Source organism: Bradyrhizobium sp. IC3123 (assembly GCF_020193625.1).
In the GTDB taxonomy this organism is placed as follows: domain Bacteria; phylum Pseudomonadota; class Alphaproteobacteria; order Rhizobiales; family Xanthobacteraceae; genus Bradyrhizobium; species Bradyrhizobium yuanmingense.
The window spans coordinates 23,554-38,224 of sequence record NZ_JADYVF010000004.1; the positions used below are offsets into that span (position 1 = coordinate 23,554).

Below are 14,671 nucleotides of genomic sequence, written 5' to 3' on the forward strand. Positions count from 1 at the left end.
GTCGCATGCAGGTGACCGGCAAGGTCGTGGTCGTCACGGGCGGCGCAAACGGCATCGGCAAGGCGCTGTGCGAGGCCTTTCACAGTGCGGGTGCGGCCAAGGTCGTGGTCGCGGACATGGACGCGGCCAATGCGCGAGCGGTCGCGGCCATGGTCGATGGCGCCGCGTTCAAATGCGACGTCGCGCAGGAAAAGGACATCGTCCACGTCATCGAGGAGACCGAGCGGCAGTTCGGCCCGATCGCGCTGTTCTGTTCCAACGCCGGCATCGGCGGCGGCTTCGATCCAATGTCGGAGAACGCCGGTGGCGCTTCCGACGAGCCTTGGCAGCGCAGCTGGGCGATCCACGTCATGGCGCATGTCTATGCGGCGCGGCATCTCGTCCCTCGGATGAGGGCGCGCGGCGGCGGCTATTTCCTCAACACCATCTCGGCCGCGGGCCTGCTGTCGCAGGTCGGCAGCCCGGCCTATTCGACGACGAAGCACGCGGCGGTCGGTTTTGCCGAGAATCTCGCGATCTCGCACAAGGCCCACAACATCAAGGTCTCGATCCTGTGTCCGCAGGGTGTCGACACCAACATGCTGCGCTCGATTCCCAAGGGCCCGCAATCCGGCGACGGCGACCTGACGCCCGAGCAAGTGGCGAAAGACGTGCTCGCCGGCCTCGAGCAGGAGACGTTCCTGATCCTGCCGCACCCGCAAGTGCTCGGCTACATGCGCAAGAAGACCGAGAATTACGACCGCTGGATCGGCGGCATGGCCAAGATCCAGGCGAAGATGCGGGAGGAGTTCGGGAAGTGACCGTTAGGTGCTCCCACGCTAGACGCTGTCATGCCCCGCGGAGGCGGGGCATCCAGTATGCCGCCCCTGTCGGCTCAACCACAACCGTCTCAGAGTACTGGATCGCCCGCCTTCGCGGGCGATGACACCGAGCGTGTAGAAGCAGCTTCAGCAACCTCGCGCATCACACCACCGCCACCGTCTCCCCCACCCGGCTCGCGCGCAGCGCCTGCGCATAGAGCATCATGCCCTCGCACACCGTGCGCTGCTCGGCCGGCGTCAGCGCCGCCAGCGCGCCGCGGACCTGCTGCCGGCCGAACGCGTGGAGGGCCTCCAGCGTGCGCCGGCCCTTCGCCGTCAGCGACAGCAGCTTGCTGCGCGCATCCACCTCGTCCGGCGTCTCCTTGAGCTCGCCGCAATCGATCAGCTTGCGCACCAGACGGCTGACGCTGGATTTCTCCAGCCGCAGGAAATCGCCGAGTTCGCCCGACGTCATGGGGCCGCGGATGCCGATCTCCAGGATGGTGTGGACCGCCGAGGGGGGATAGCCCGAGGCCGCCACCGTGGCGTCCATGAAACCGAGCTCGCGCACCATCAGGCGCGAGGCGGCGCGGATGTCGTCGATCAGCGAAAGCTCGGCCATGGCTTGACTCGACCCATATAGTTGTATCATACAACTATATGGGCGCAACGGCGCGCGCAAGTGTTTGGAGTAGACCATGAGCGAAGCCTTGCCGACCGGTCAGCGGATGAGCGGCAAGGTCTGCCTGGTCACGGGCGGCGGCAGCGGCATCGGGCGTGCGACGGCGCTGAGGATGGCGGCCGAAGGGGCGGAAGCGATCGTCGTCGCCGGCCGGCGCGAGGCCGAGATCGAGGCCACCGCCGCCGCGTGCCGCGAGCTCGGCACGGAGGCGATCGCGCTTCAGACCGACATCACGAAGGAAGACGAGGTCGCGCGCCTCGTCGGCACAGCCGTCGGGCGCTGCGGCCGGCTCGACGTTGCCTTCAACAATGCCGGCTTCCAGGAGCGCCGCGCGCCACTGGAGGAGCAGGGCACGGAGATCTACGACAGCGTGTTCGACACCAATGTCCGCGCGCTGTTCCTCTGCCTGCGCCATCAATTGCCGGCGATGCTGGCGCAGGGGCGCGGCAGCATCGTCGTCAACACCTCCGTCAGCGGGGTGCGCAATCCCAATCCAGGCTTTTCGCTCTACTCGGCCTCAAAGGCCGCCGCGATCTCGCTGACGCGCTCGGCGGCGATGGAGAACGCGCCGCGCGGCATTCGCATCAATGCGATCGCGCCCGGCCGCGTCGTCACAGACATGATGCTGCGCGCCGGCGTCGGCGATGTGGCGACGGTCAGCGCAGGCCTGCCGCTGCGGCGGATGGGCAGCCCGGAGGAGGTCGCCGAGGCCGTGGTGTGGCTGTCGTCGGATGCGTCGTCGTATGTCGTCGGGCATGTGCTCGCGGCCGACGGAGGTTTTTTGGCGTCGTGATGTCGTAGCCTGGATGGAGCGCAGCGCAATCCAGGGCCGACTCGCCTGTGGCAGGATTCCCGGATGACGCTGCGCTCCATCCGGGCTACGAGACGGTCAATGCTTCTGCCCGTACAGCACAGGCACTGCGGAATCCACGACGACCTCAACGAGGCTCGTGCCCGCATACGCCATGCCGCGCTTCAGCGCTTCGCCCAGCTCCGCGGCCTTCGTCACCCGCACCGCATGACAGCCCATGCCTTCGGCAAGCCGCACGAAATCGATCCCCGGCAGCTCCAGCCCCGGTACATTGCGCACCTGCATCACCTGGCTGAACGAGCGCATCGCGCCGTAGCCGGAATTGTTGATGACCACGACGGTGAGCGGCAGCTTGCGCTGCACGGCGGTCCAGAGCGCCTGGATCGAATACATCGCCGAGCCGTCGCCGATCAGGCACACCGTGCGCTGCTTCGGCTTGCCGAGCGCCATACCGACGGCGGCGGGCAGAGAATAGCCGAGGCCGCCGCTCGACATGGTGTAGAAACTGTCCTGGCCGCGCATCGGCAGGAATTTTTGCATCGCCGGCCGGTGCGAGGGCACTTCCTCGACAAGTGATGCATCATCCGGCATTGCCTGCGACAGCGAATGCAGCAGGAATTCGACCGGCAGCGGATCGACGGGCTGCGGCGCCGGCGGCAGCGTGCGGCCTTTTGGCGCCGCGCGCTTGCTCTCCGGCAGCAGGTCGAGCAGCAGGCTCAGCGCCGGCTCCATCGTCGCGATGATGCTGGTGCCTGATGGCGTCACCGCGGCGGCATCCGCGTCATCCGTGATCTGGAAGATGGTCGCGCCGCGGTCGAAGATCGCGGCATGGCCCTCGACATGGAAGGTGAACACCGGCGCGCCGATGACGATGACGACATCGTGCTCGCGCAGCGCGTCGGACAGTTGCGCCGGCGAGGCATGCAGAAAGCCCGCGAATTGCGGATGCCGCTCGGGGAACGAGCAGCGTGCCGAGAACGGACTGACCCAGACGCTCGCCTTGGCCTTCTCGGCAACGCGCACCATCAGCTCCACCGCACCGGCGCGATCGATTCCGGGGCCAACGACGAGCGCAGGGTGTTTGCTTGAGGCGAGCGCCGCAACCAGCGCCTTCATCGGCTCCAGCTCAGGGCCGATCTCGCGGCTCACTTTCCGCGCCTCGACCGGCGCGCAGGCATGGGCCCAGTCGTCGATCGGGATCGACACGAAGGTCGGCCCGCACGGCGGCTGCATCGCGGTGTAATAGGCCCGAGCGATCGCGGCGGGCACGTCCTCCGGCCTTGCCGGCTCGACGCTGTATTTCACATAAGGCCGCGGAAACTCGGAGGCGCGCTCGGCATAGAGGAAGGCCTGTAAGGGCAGGATCGAGCGCGCCTGCTGGCCTGCGGTGATCACAAGCGGGGTCTGGTTGCGATGCGCGGTGTAGATGTTGCCGAGCGCATTGCCGACGCCGGCCGCCGAATGCAGATTGACGAAGCCGGCATTGCGCGTCGCCTGCGCATAGCCATCGGCCATGCCGACGGCGGAAGCTTCCTGCAGCGCCAGCACGTAGTCGATATCGTCGGGCCAGTCGCTCAGGAACGGCAGTTCGGTCGAACCAGGGTTGCCGAACACCCTGTCGATGCCGAAGGCGCGCAGAAGGTTGAGCGTCGCCTGCTTCACGGTGACGGGCTTGGTGCCAGTCTTGCCGTTCTTGGCCATTGGTTCCGTCCCCGTGTTGTTGATTGAGGGTAGCAGCCTCACCCCGTCATTGCGAGGAGCGAAGCGACGAAGCAATCCAGATTATCTCCGCGGAGGGATTCTGGATTGCTTCGCTACGCTCGCAATGACGGGAAGAAACAGTGGTGGCTCACCACACCGCCGTGCCCTTCATCGTCGGCTGCCCCTCCGCGTTCGCGGTCCACAGCTCCATGCCCGCCTCAGTCTCGTTGGCGTTGACCGAGAACTCCGTGCCTTCGAATAGCGGCTGCACGCCGCGATACGAAAACTTCTTCGGCGCCTTGCCGCCACGAAGCTTGGCCGCCATCTCGACGATCAGCGCTGCCTGTAGTGGACCGTGGAAGATCAAGCCCGGATAGCCCTCGACCTCAGTGACGTAGTCGCGGTCGTAGTGGATGCGGTGGCCGTTGAAGGTCAGCGCGGAATAGCGAAACAGCAGCACGGGATCGGACACATGCGTTTCGCGATGCTGCGCCTGCGGCGGCGGAGGCGACGCCTTGCCGCCAGCCGGCGCGCCGCCGGTCATCTCGCGATAGACGATGTCCTGCCGCTCGCGGATCGCCGTGCCCCGCGGTGAGGAGATGCTATGCTCGACCGAGACGAAGCACAGCGTGCCGGTCGATCCTGATTTCACCTGCACGTCGGCAATGCGCGAAGTCCGCGTCGATTCATCGCCGACGCGCAAGGGCTGCAAGAACTCGATCTCGCCGCCGGCCCACATCCGGCGCGGCAGCGGCACCGGCGGCAGGAAGCCGCCGCGGGTCGGGTGGCCGTCAGGACCGAGCATCGACATTGGAAACACCGGCTGCGCCAGGCACCAATGCACCGTGAACGGCGCAGCGTCGCCCGCCTTGGGCTCGCCGACCTCCTGGAACAGCGTCGCGCGCAGGCCCTTCACGAGCTGCGCGGTGACGATGTCCGTGGCCTCCTGGCTGCGGCCGATCCATTGCCTGAGATGATCGATGTCGAGCTTCTCGGTCATGGCGCCTCGCTCTCTTACTTGGACTGGGGACGCTCGCCGATGGCGGGCACGGCGCCGTAGCTGCGCGCCTCGCCGACGATGATCGGCGCCGGCGCGGGATAGCTGACGCGGCCGTTCGGCGTGTCGACCTCGATGCGGCGCAGATGCGGATGGTTGGCGAGGTCGGCCATGGTGTTGACCTCGGCGAATGCGATGTCGGCGTCCGACAGCCGCTTCAACAGCTCGTCGCGCGTCATCCTGCCGAAGATGTCGGCCACCGTCGTGTCGGTGAAGTCGCGGTTGCGCACGCGCTCGACCATGTTGGCGACGCGGGGATCGGCCGGCAGGTCCGGCTGATCCAGAACCTTCGCGCACAGCGTCTTCCACTCGCGCTCGCTCTGGATCGAAATCAGGATGTCCTTGCCGTCCTTGGAGGTGAACACGCCGTAGGGTGCGATCGAGGGATGGCGCAGGCCCATGCGCTTGGGCGGATTGCCGGCTTCGGCATTGAGCAGCGGCACGGTGCACCAGTCCGCCATCACGTCGAACATGGAGATGCGGATGTCGGCGCCCTTGCCGCTGCGCCCGCGCGCGATCAGCGCTTCCAGAATCGCCGCATGCGCGGTGGCGCCGGTCGCAACATCCACGATCGACATGCCGACGCGCGAGGCGCCGTCGGGATTGCCGGTGATCGAGGCAAGGCCGCTCTCGGCCTGGATCAGGAGATCATAGGCCTTGCGATGAGCATAGGGGCCCTCGTCGCCATAGCCGGTGATCGTGCACGAAATCAGCCTGGGATAGTCCTTCAGGAGCCGCTCGCGCGAGAAGCCGAGCTTGTCCATCGAGCCGGGTTTCAGGTTCTGGATCAGCACGTCCGCGCTCGCGATCAGCTTCTCCAGCTCGGCGCGGCCTTCCTTCGTGGTGAGATCGACCACGACCGATTGCTTGCCGCGGTTGAGCCAGACGAAATAGCTGCTCTGGCCCTTGGCCGCCGCGTCATAGCCGCGGGCGAAATCGCCTTCGGGCCGCTCGATCTTGATCACCTCCGCGCCGGCATCCGCCAGGCGCGAGGAGCAGAACGGCGCCGCCACCGCCTGCTCGACCGCAATCACCCTGATCCCGTCAAGTGCTCCCATGGCTGTGGCCTCAGTACGAGCGCGGCATGCCGAGCACGTGCTCGGCGACGTAGGACAGCACGAGGTTGGTCGAGATCGGCGCCACCTGGTAAAGCCGCGTCTCGCGGAACTTGCGCTCGACGTCGTATTCCTCGGCAAAGCCGAACCCGCCATGGGTCTGGATGCAGGCATTCGCCGCTTCCCAGGACGCATCCGCCGCCAGCATCTTGGCCATGTTGGCCTCCGCGCCGCAATCGAGCCCGGCCTCGTATTTGCGCGTGGCTTCCTTCACCATCAGTTCGGCCGCGCGCATCGAGGCATAGGCCTTGGCGATCGGAAACTGGATGCCTTGATTCTGGCCGATCGGCCGACCGAACACGGCGCGCTCCTTGGCGTAATTCGTCGCCTTCGCGATGAACCACTTGGCGTCGCCGACGCATTCGGCCGCGATCAGGATGCGCTCGGCATTCATGCCGGAGAGGATGTAGCGAAAACCCTTGCCTTCCTCGCCGATCAGGTTCTCCGCCGGCACCCTCATGTCGGTGAAGAACACTTCGGTGGTGGCGTGGTTCATCATGGTGCGGATCGGGCGGATCTCGAGGCCGTTGTTCTTGGCCTCGCGCATGTCGACGATGAACACCGACAGGCCGTCGGTGCGCTTCTTGACCTGGTCCTTCGGGGTGGTGCGCGCCAGCAGCACCATCAGATCGGAATGCTCGGCGCGGCTGGTCCAGATCTTCTGGCCGTTGACGATGTAGCTGTCGTTGCCGTCCTTGCGCGCTAACGTCTTCAGCGAGGAGGTGTCGGTGCCGCTGGTCGGCTCGGTGACGCCGAACGCCTGCAGGCGCAACTCGCCGCTCGCGATTTTCGGCAGGTATTTTGCCTTCTGCTCGGCATTGCCGTGCCTGAGCACCGTGCCCATCGTGTACATCTGGGCATGGCAGCCGCCGCCGTTGCAGCCCGCGCGCTGGATCTCTTCCAGGATCGCCGCGGCCGCCGACAGCTTCAGGCCCGCGCCGCCATATTCCTCGGGGATCAGCACCGAGAGATAGCCGGCCTCGGTCAGCGCATCGACGAACGCCTTGGGGTAGGCCATCTCGCGGTCTAGCTTGCGCCAATATTCGCCGGGGAACTGCGCGCAGAGCTTGGCTACGGCCTCGCGGATGTCGGCGTAATCTTCGGCGTGGTGTTCTTGACTCATGGCGTTTCCAATTCTCAGCGGCAGTTAAAGATAACGCCGGCCAACCCACGGGCGTTGTGAAAACAATGCCCGCCCCCTATGCTCATTTGTTATAGCGTATGGAGTAGCCTTCCAGGATTGGCAAGCATGGATTTCCGGCAGCTCAGGACCTTCAGTTGCGTGGCGGAGCTCGGCAGCCTGTCCAAGGCCTCCGACACCTTGCGCGTGGCGCAGCCGGCGCTCTCCAGGCAGATCAAGCTCCTGGAACACGAGCTGCGCACCGAACTCTTCACGCGCAACGGCCGCGGCATGGTGCTGACCGAGGCCGGCCGCCTGCTGCTCGCACGCACCTCCGGCATCGTGCGGCAGATCGACCAGATCCGCGACGACATCCAGTCGGCCAAGGGGCCGCCGTCCGGCCAGGTCGTGCTCGGCCTGGTTCCGACCGTGAGTTGCGTGCTGTCGGCGCGCTTTGCACGGCGCTGTGTCGAAAAATTTCCCGGCATCTCGCTGCGCATCGTCGAGAGCTACAGCGGGCATCTGGTCGAATGGCTGCATCGCGGCGAGATGGATCTCGCCATCCTCTACGGCCGCTCGGCCGACCTGCACCTCAACGTGCAGAGCCTGGGGCGCGACAACATCGTCGCGGTAGGTCCGCGCGGCTGCGGCTTGGCGCGCAAGAAGAGCGTCGACATCGGCTGGCTGCTGCGGCAACGCCTGGTGCTGCCCTCTCATTCCCACGGCCTCCGCGCGCTGATCGAGCACGCCGCGGCCCAGCGCAAGATCAAGCTCGACGTCCAACTGGAGGCGGATTCGTTTCGCGTGCTGACGAGCCTGGTCGAGGAGGGCCTCGGCTTCGCGCTGCTGCCGCCGTCCTCGGTCCACGGCGAGGTCGCGGACGGGCGGCTGGAAACCGCCCCCGTATCCAAGCCGATGACGCGCGAGCTCATCTTTGCCTCTCCAATCGACCGCCCGGCCTCGACGGCCTCGCTCGCCATCACCGCGCTGCTGCGCGAGGAGGTCGCCGCCTGCCGCAAGGACGGCGTGTGGGACATCAGGTTGAGTTAGATGGCGTGTCGTAGAACAGCCGCGCGCGGTCGTGCCTTCGCATCTGGCGCGAGCTGTCATGCCGGAATTTTATAGCTGGGGAGTGCCGTGCCTGCCGGTGCGGGCGTGACGAGCAGGTGTGTCCAGGACCCCGTCATTGCGAGCGCAGCGAAGCAATCCAGAAATCCCTCCGCGGTGACAGTCTGGATTGCTTCGTCGCTTCGCTCCTCGCAATGACGGTAGGAGAGAGCTCAGCCCGGAATCCGCACCGGCAGCGTCTCATATCCCTTGATGAAGCTCGAATAGATCCGCTTGGGCTCGCCGACCACCTCGATGCGGTCGAAGCGCTTCAGCATCTCCTCCCAGACGATCTTGAGCTGCAGCTCGGCGAGGCGCATGCCGACGCAGCGGTGGATGCCGAAGCCGAAGGAGAGGTGCGTGCGCGGGCGGGGGCGGTCGATGATGAACTCGTTCGGCTTGTCGAACATCTCCTCGTCGCGATTGCCGGAGACGTACCACATCACGACCCGGTCGCCCTTCCTGATGTGCTTGCCGCCGATCTCGGTATCGGCAAGCGCGGTGCGACGCATATGCGCCAGCGGCGTCTGCCAGCGGATCACCTCCGGCACCATGGAATCGATCAGCTCCGGATTGGCGCGCAGCTTTTCGTATTGCTCCGGGTTCTCGTTCAGCGCCAGCACCGAGCCGGTCATGGTGTTGCGCGTGGTGTCGTTGCCGCCGACGATGAGCAGGATGATGTTGCCCATGAGGTTGTCGGGGTCCATGTGGCGCGTGGCCTCGTTGTGGGCCATCAGCGACAACAGGTCGTTGCGCGGCGCGGAGTTGACACGCTCGTTCCAGAGCTTGGACATGTAGGCGTAGCACTCGTCCATCTCGCGGCGGCGCTCTTCGGCGCTGGCGACGATGCCGCTCTTGGGCAGCGCGGTGGAAACGTCGGACCAGCGCGTCAACTTGCGCCGCTCCTCCCAGGGGAAGTCGAACAGGGTCGCCAGCATCTGCGTGGTCAGCTCGATGGAGACGCGCTCGACGAAGTTGAACGTCTCGTTGCGCGGCAGATTGTCCAGCACGGTCTGCGAGCGCTGGCGGATCAGCTTTGCCAGCTCGTCCAGGTGTGTCGGCGTGAACATCGGCGACACCGTCTTGCGCTGCGCCGAATGCCGGGGCTGGTCCATCGCGATGAAGCTCGGATAGTCGTAGCCTTCCGGCACGTCGCGGATCGAGATGCCGCCGAGCTTGGAATCCGAGGAGAAGATGCCGTGATTGGTGTCGACATGCATGATGTCGTTGTACTTCACCACCGACCAATACGGCTCGATCGGCGCATTGGTGCAGTAATGCACCGGCTCTTCCTTACGCAGCCGCTCGAACCAGGGCCACAGCGTGTCGTCCTGGAACAGCCGGGGCGCGCCGGGGTGGAATTGCGACAACGGCGTCGCATAGGCCTCGTCGCGCGCCTTCCGCATGCGTTCGGCCTTGTCCACTTTAACCGGCGCTTGGATGTTCATGATCGTGGCTCCGTTGCGTTCGACTCACGCAGCAATCTTCACCGGCAGCGTTTCGATACCCTTTACAAAACTCGAATAGACCCGGGTGGGTTCGCCGACCACATCAATATGGTCGAACCGCTTGAGAATTTCCTCCCAAATAATCTTGAGCTGGAGCTCGGCGAGCCGCAGGCCGACGCAGCGATGGATGCCGAAGCCGAAGGACAGGTGCGTACGCGGGCGGGCGCGGTCGATGATGAACTCGTAGGGCCTGTCGATCACGTCCTCGTCGCGGTTGCCCGAGACGTACCACATCACGACCTTGTCACCCTTCTTGATCTGCTTGCCGCGGAACTCGAAATCGGAGAGCGCGGTGCGGCGCATATGCGCGAGCGGCGTCTGCCAGCGGATCACCTCCGGCACGAAACTGTCGAGCAGGTCAGGGTTCTCGCGCAGCTTGCGATATTGCTCCGGATGCTGGCTCAGCGCGAGAAGCGAGCCCGACATGGTGTTGCGCGTGGTGTCGTTGCCGCCGACGATCAGGAGGATGAGATTGCCGAGGAAGTTCTTCGCATCCATGTCGCGCGTAGCAGTGCCATGCGCCATCATCGACAATAGGTCGCTCTTCGGCGGCTGTTCGATGCGCTGCTTCCACAGCTTCGAGAAATAGGCCGCACATTCCGTCAGCTCGGCCTGCCGCTCGTCCTCGGTCGCGACCAGGCCGTCAGGCCCGGGAATCGTGGTGGCGACGTCGGACCAGCGCGTCAGCTTGCGGCGATCCTCCCAGGGGAAGTCGAACAGCACCGCAAGCATCTGCGTGGTGAGCTCGATCGACACGCGGTCGACCCAGTCGAACACCTCGCCGCGGGGAAGGTTGTCCAGGCACTCGGCCGAGCGCTTGCGGATGTTGATGGCGAGATTGTCCAGATGCGTCGGCGTGAACATCGGCGCCACGGTCTTGCGCTGGGCGGCATGGCGCGGCGGGTCCATCGAAATGAAGCTCTCACGGCGTAGATCCGGATCGATGTCGCGGATGGTGATGCCGCCAAGCGCGGAGGCCGAGGAGAACACCGCATGGTTGGTCTCGATCTCCATGATGTCGTTGTAGCGCGTCACCGACCAGTACGGCCCGAACATCGAGTCCTTGCAGTAATGCACGGGATCCTCGCGGCGCAGCCGGTCGAAATAGGGCCAGAACGTATCGGTTCTGAACAATTCGGGGTCGCCGGGATCGAACTGCTCCAGCGGCAGCGACATGGCGCGCTCGCGCAAGGCGTCGAGCTTGGCCGCGCTTTCGATGGTCCCATGCATGACCGTTCTCCCTGGATATGAACCGCACGTCGTTGAATTCTGCGCTGCGGTATTTGATTTGCAATTACAGCCGGTTGTCTGCGCCGGGGCAAGGGAGAGTTTTGCCTCATCCAGCCTTCACGAGCGCGTTGCACGATCGTCACGGCCACGAGAACGTGACCTCCCGCACGTCGAACGACAGAGAATCGTGCGAGAAGCCCGCTGGAATCGAGCTAAATCGAACCCGCTCATCTTGGGGATCGACTAATCTCTGATCTATAGTTTGGCCGGAACAGATCCGCATCCCGAGGTTGCCGCCGTGAACGACATGCAATGGACCCCGATCGGGTCCGAACCCTTGCCCCCGCCGCTGCCGGCGACGCGGGTCGATTTCTCCGGCAGCCGCTCCGAGTTCCGCAAAATGGTCACCAAGGGTGCCATGCTCGAGCTCGTGACCTTCGGCTTCTACCGGTTTTGGCTCGTCACCGACATCCGCCGTCATCTGTGGACGCACACCGCGATCGATGGCGATGCGGCCGAATACACCGGACGGGCCAAGGAGCTCCTGGTCGGCTTCCTGTTCGCGCTCGCGATCCTGGTGCCGATCTATCTCGCCTATTTTCTCATTGGCATCGAGTTCGAGCGCTGGCAGGCCTTTGCCTCGACGCCGCTATTCATCGCCTTCTACGCCTTCGGCCAGTTCGCGATTTTTCGCGCGCGGCGCTACCGCCTGACCCGCACGGTCTGGCGCGGCGTCCGCTTTTGGATGGACGGCTCCGGCTGGGCTTACGCGTTTCGCGCCATGCTATGGGGCTTGCTGGTGCTCCTGACGCTCGGTCTCGCGCTGCCCTGGCGCGCGGCGGCGCTCGAACGCTACAAGATGCGGCACACCCATTACGGCGATCTCCGCGGCGATTTCGACGCCGACGGCTGGACCTTCTTCAAGCGCGGCTGGTGGCTCTGGCTGCTCAGCCCGATCGCGCTCCTCATCTTCCCGCTCGCACCGTTCTTCTACGCCGAGTTCAAGGCGCGCGAATGGCGCTGGTGGCTCGACGGCATCCGCATCGGTGGCGTCAGCCTGTCCTCGGAATTGCCTCATGATGCCTTCTACGGCCTGTATTGGAAAGTGATCGGCTGGTGGATGCTGCTCACGGTCGCGTTCGCAGCCTATATGGGCGGCAGCGCCTTCCTGGTCGTCTCGCTCACCGGCGTTTCCGCCGAGGAGATCTTCGCCGGCGACAATGCGACGAAGAGCATCCCGATGGTGGCGATGATGGTGATCGGCTATTTCGCGCTCGCTCTTGCCATCAACATCGTCATGCGGGTCTATCTTCAACGCGATCTTTGGGCCAAGGTGCTGGAGACCGTCGAGGTGCACAACATCTGGGCCGCGGCGGACGTGCGCGGCAGCGGTCAGCTTGCCGGCGCGCTCGGCGAAGGCTTTGCCGACGGACTCGATGTCGCGGGATTCTGAGCTGTGAGTGACGTGTTTGCCGAGACCCCGGCGCAGTCGGAGAGTCCGACCATCTTCTTCGACGGCGTGTCGAGCCGCAGACGGCAGGTGACGCTGACGCTCAGTGATGCGCTCGAGATCGCCGAGGACGGCGCAACGCCTGTTCGCTGGGCCTATGCCGACGTTCGCCGCGCCGACAGTCCCCCCGGAATCCTGCGCCTGGCTGCGACGTCCGCACCGCCTCTGGCGCGGCTGGAGATCCGCGATGCCGTGCTCGCCGCGGACGTAGCCGCGCGCTGCACGCGCCTCGACGAGCACCGGACGACGCGCAGCGGCGTCGCGAAAATCGTGGGCTGGTCGGTTGCCGCCGCCGTCTCCATCGTCTGCGTCGTCCTGTTCGGCGTGCCGCTCGCCGCCGACCGGCTCGCGCCGCTGGTGCCGAAGCCCGTGGAACGGCGCATCGGCGACGCCGCCGAAGTGCAGATGAAAACCATCTTCGGCCGCGGCGTGTGCGAAGACCCCGCGGGCAAGGCCGCGTTCACGAAGCTCGTCAACCGCCTGCGCGATGCGGCCGGCCTCGACGACACAATGACGGCCGGCGTGCTGCCGAGCTCGATACCGAATGCCTTCGCGTTGCCCGGCGGCAAGGTGTTCGTGCTGAAGGGCCTGCTCGACAAGGCCGAGAGTCCCGACGAGCTCGCCGGCATCCTCGCCCACGAGCTCGGCCATCTCAAGCATTACGACAACATGCGCGGCCTGATCTACAACGGCGGCACCTCGTTCCTGATCGGCCTCTTGTTCGGCGACATCACCGGCTCATCGGCCGTGATCTTCGCCTCGCGCAGCCTGGTCGAAGCGTCCTATTCGCGCGAAGCCGAGACCGGCGCCGACACTTTCGCGATCGAGATCATGCATGCGCTCGGCCGGTCGCCGAAGCCCGCGGCCCAGCTGATGTTCCGCATCACCGGCAAAGAGGGCGGCTCCGGCCTGACGAATATCCTCGCCAGCCATCCGCTGACCGAGGACCGCCTCGCGCGCATGACGAAGGAGGACCGGCCCGCCAGCGGCCCGCCGCTGCTGACCGACAAGGAGTGGCAGGCACTGAAGGGCATTTGCGGCAGCGGGAAGGTGTGACGGCCCGCTCCTAGCGCATCACTTCGCCGGCGGAGCAGGTGGATTCGATCCGGTGGTGACGTTCGGCGCCGTGTTCGGATTCGAGGTCGTGGTCTGGGGACCGAACTCGCGACCATTGTAGAAGAAGACGGCCGCGACCACGGCGATCACGAAGATCGCGCCGACCGCCCAGCCGACCGGGCTGTTGCGGCGCGCTCTGTCGGCCCTGCGGTCGTCATTCTGATAGGTCATCGTTGCTCTCCATCGCAAAGCAGGAGAACCTCGCGCGGTGGAAGCTGTTCCTAAAACGCGCCCAGCACTTACCGCGTTCCGTAGGCGCGGTCGCCGGCATCGCCGAGGCCAGGCAGGATGAACCCGTTGTCGTCGAGCCCTTCATCCACGGCGGCCGTCCAGATCGGCACGTCCGGATGCAATCCGCGCAGCCGTTCGAGCCCCTCCGGGGCGGCGATCAGGCAGGCGAGGCGGATGTCCCTGGCGCCGCGCTCCTTCAGCCGGTCGATGGCGGCGACGGCGGTGTTGGCGGTGGCGACCACCGGCGTCACCACGATGGCGAGGCGCTCGCTGAGGTCAGACGGCGATTTGAAGAAATACTCCACCGCGGCAAAGCTGTGCGGCTCGCGGTAGAGCCCGATATGGGCGACGCGCGCGGTCGGCACCAGATCCATCATGCCGTCGACGAAGGTGGTGCCGGCGCGCAGCATCGGCACGAATACCAGCTTCTTGCCGGCGATCTTGGCCGAGTGCATCGTCGCCAGCGGCGTCTCGATCACGGTGTCGGTGAGCGGCAGGTCGCGCGTCACCTCGTAGCACAGCAGCATGCCGATCTCCTTGATCAGCTCGCGGAACGACTTGGTCGAGATGGACTTGTCCCGCACCAGCGTCAGCTTGTGCTGCACCAGCGGATGATCGACGATCGTGACGCCTTCCATGATGAGATGCTCTTGCTTTTCCCTTCTCCCCTTGTGGGAGAAGGT

At 65.5% G+C, this 14,671-nt stretch carries 14 protein-coding genes; 5 read left to right on the plus strand and 9 right to left on the minus strand.

Annotation, left to right across the window (positions count from 1 at the left end):
* Window positions 1–5: 5 nt before the first annotated feature.
* Entirely contained in the window at window positions 6–800 is a 795-nt protein-coding gene (locus I6F20_RS14380) for an SDR family oxidoreductase (protein WP_225126685.1), read from the plus strand.
* Window positions 801–963: 163 nt separating this feature from the next.
* On the opposite strand, the gene I6F20_RS14385 is transcribed toward I6F20_RS14380, so the two are convergent.
* Window positions 964–1,422, minus strand: a complete 459-nt coding sequence (locus tag I6F20_RS14385; RefSeq protein ID WP_225126686.1) for a MarR family winged helix-turn-helix transcriptional regulator — start codon at window positions 1,420–1,422, stop codon at window positions 964–966.
* Between the two features lie 76 nt (window positions 1,423–1,498).
* Between I6F20_RS14385 and I6F20_RS14390 the strand changes: the two genes are divergently transcribed.
* Window positions 1,499–2,275 (plus strand): SDR family NAD(P)-dependent oxidoreductase, encoded by a 777-nt coding sequence (locus tag I6F20_RS14390; protein ID WP_225126687.1) that lies wholly within the window; start codon window positions 1,499–1,501, stop codon window positions 2,273–2,275.
* Window positions 2,276–2,371: 96 nt separating this feature from the next.
* On the opposite strand, the gene mdlC is transcribed toward I6F20_RS14390, so the two are convergent.
* The 4 genes from mdlC to I6F20_RS14410 form a co-directional block, all read right to left on the minus strand.
* Entirely contained in the window at window positions 2,372–3,994 is a 1,623-nt protein-coding gene (gene mdlC, locus I6F20_RS14395; RefSeq protein ID WP_225126688.1) for a benzoylformate decarboxylase, read from the minus strand.
* Between the two features lie 148 nt (window positions 3,995–4,142).
* Entirely contained in the window at window positions 4,143–4,994 is an 852-nt protein-coding gene (locus I6F20_RS14400; protein ID WP_225126689.1) for an HTD2 family dehydratase, read from the minus strand.
* A 14-nt stretch (window positions 4,995–5,008) separates the two neighbouring features.
* Complete coding sequence (locus I6F20_RS14405; protein ID WP_225126690.1) at window positions 5,009–6,109, minus strand: CaiB/BaiF CoA transferase family protein; 1,101 nt, start codon at window positions 6,107–6,109, stop codon at window positions 5,009–5,011.
* Window positions 6,110–6,119: 10 nt separating this feature from the next.
* Window positions 6,120–7,289, minus strand: a complete 1,170-nt coding sequence (locus I6F20_RS14410) for an acyl-CoA dehydrogenase family protein (protein ID WP_225126691.1) — start codon at window positions 7,287–7,289, stop codon at window positions 6,120–6,122.
* Window positions 7,290–7,415: 126 nt separating this feature from the next.
* Here I6F20_RS14410 and I6F20_RS14415 point away from each other — a divergent pair, with 126 nt between their 5' ends.
* Window positions 7,416–8,336 (plus strand): LysR substrate-binding domain-containing protein, encoded by a 921-nt coding sequence (locus tag I6F20_RS14415; RefSeq protein WP_036009724.1) that lies wholly within the window; start codon window positions 7,416–7,418, stop codon window positions 8,334–8,336.
* A 230-nt stretch (window positions 8,337–8,566) separates the two neighbouring features.
* Here I6F20_RS14415 and I6F20_RS14420 read toward each other — a convergent pair whose 3' ends face one another.
* Together I6F20_RS14420 and I6F20_RS14425 are read right to left on the minus strand one after the other, a co-directional pair.
* Window positions 8,567–9,841 (minus strand): cytochrome P450, encoded by a 1,275-nt coding sequence (locus I6F20_RS14420; protein ID WP_225126692.1) that lies wholly within the window; start codon window positions 9,839–9,841, stop codon window positions 8,567–8,569.
* A gap of 24 nt (window positions 9,842–9,865) precedes the next feature.
* The gene (locus I6F20_RS14425; RefSeq protein WP_225113917.1) at window positions 9,866–11,131 is read right to left on the minus strand and encodes a cytochrome P450; all 1,266 of its coding nucleotides are present in this window, start codon (window positions 11,129–11,131) and stop codon (window positions 9,866–9,868) included.
* Window positions 11,132–11,438: 307 nt separating this feature from the next.
* Between I6F20_RS14425 and I6F20_RS14430 the strand changes: the two genes are divergently transcribed.
* Complete coding sequence (locus I6F20_RS14430) at window positions 11,439–12,584, plus strand: DUF898 family protein (protein WP_225127147.1); 1,146 nt, start codon at window positions 11,439–11,441, stop codon at window positions 12,582–12,584.
* A gap of 3 nt (window positions 12,585–12,587) precedes the next feature.
* On the plus strand, window positions 12,588–13,697 hold the full coding sequence (locus I6F20_RS14435) for a M48 family metallopeptidase (RefSeq protein WP_225126693.1): 1,110 nt from the start codon (window positions 12,588–12,590) through the stop codon (window positions 13,695–13,697).
* A gap of 18 nt (window positions 13,698–13,715) precedes the next feature.
* On the opposite strand, the gene I6F20_RS14440 is transcribed toward I6F20_RS14435, so the two are convergent.
* Together I6F20_RS14440 and upp are read right to left on the minus strand one after the other, a co-directional pair.
* Window positions 13,716–13,928: a hypothetical protein gene (locus tag I6F20_RS14440; RefSeq protein WP_225126694.1), complete on the minus strand. Its 213-nt coding sequence runs from the start codon at window positions 13,926–13,928 to the stop codon at window positions 13,716–13,718.
* Window positions 13,929–13,996: 68 nt separating this feature from the next.
* Complete coding sequence (gene upp / locus I6F20_RS14445; protein WP_036009715.1) at window positions 13,997–14,626, minus strand: uracil phosphoribosyltransferase; 630 nt, start codon at window positions 14,624–14,626, stop codon at window positions 13,997–13,999.
* Window positions 14,627–14,671 lie beyond the last annotated feature (45 nt).

Bases quoted from the DNA above. Each gene is read 5' to 3' on its own strand.
- I6F20_RS14380 (WP_225126685.1), top strand. From the start codon at position 6: ATGCAGGTGACCGGCAAGGTCGTGGTCGTCACGGGCGGCGCAAACGGC.
- I6F20_RS14385 (WP_225126686.1), bottom strand. From the start codon at position 1,422: ATGGCCGAGCTTTCGCTGATCGACGACATCCGCGCCGCCTCGCGCCTG.
- I6F20_RS14390 (WP_225126687.1), top strand. From the start codon at position 1,499: ATGAGCGAAGCCTTGCCGACCGGTCAGCGGATGAGCGGCAAGGTCTGC.
- mdlC (WP_225126688.1), bottom strand. From the start codon at position 3,994: ATGGCCAAGAACGGCAAGACTGGCACCAAGCCCGTCACCGTGAAGCAG.
- I6F20_RS14400 (WP_225126689.1), bottom strand. From the start codon at position 4,994: ATGACCGAGAAGCTCGACATCGATCATCTCAGGCAATGGATCGGCCGC.
- I6F20_RS14405 (WP_225126690.1), bottom strand. From the start codon at position 6,109: ATGGGAGCACTTGACGGGATCAGGGTGATTGCGGTCGAGCAGGCGGTG.
- I6F20_RS14410 (WP_225126691.1), bottom strand. From the start codon at position 7,289: ATGAGTCAAGAACACCACGCCGAAGATTACGCCGACATCCGCGAGGCC.
- I6F20_RS14415 (WP_036009724.1), top strand. From the start codon at position 7,416: ATGGATTTCCGGCAGCTCAGGACCTTCAGTTGCGTGGCGGAGCTCGGC.
- I6F20_RS14420 (WP_225126692.1), bottom strand. From the start codon at position 9,841: ATGAACATCCAAGCGCCGGTTAAAGTGGACAAGGCCGAACGCATGCGG.
- I6F20_RS14425 (WP_225113917.1), bottom strand. From the start codon at position 11,131: ATGCATGGGACCATCGAAAGCGCGGCCAAGCTCGACGCCTTGCGCGAG.
- I6F20_RS14430 (WP_225127147.1), top strand. From the start codon at position 11,439: ATGCAATGGACCCCGATCGGGTCCGAACCCTTGCCCCCGCCGCTGCCG.
- I6F20_RS14440 (WP_225126694.1), bottom strand. From the start codon at position 13,928: ATGACCTATCAGAATGACGACCGCAGGGCCGACAGAGCGCGCCGCAAC.
- upp (WP_036009715.1), bottom strand. From the start codon at position 14,626: ATGGAAGGCGTCACGATCGTCGATCATCCGCTGGTGCAGCACAAGCTG.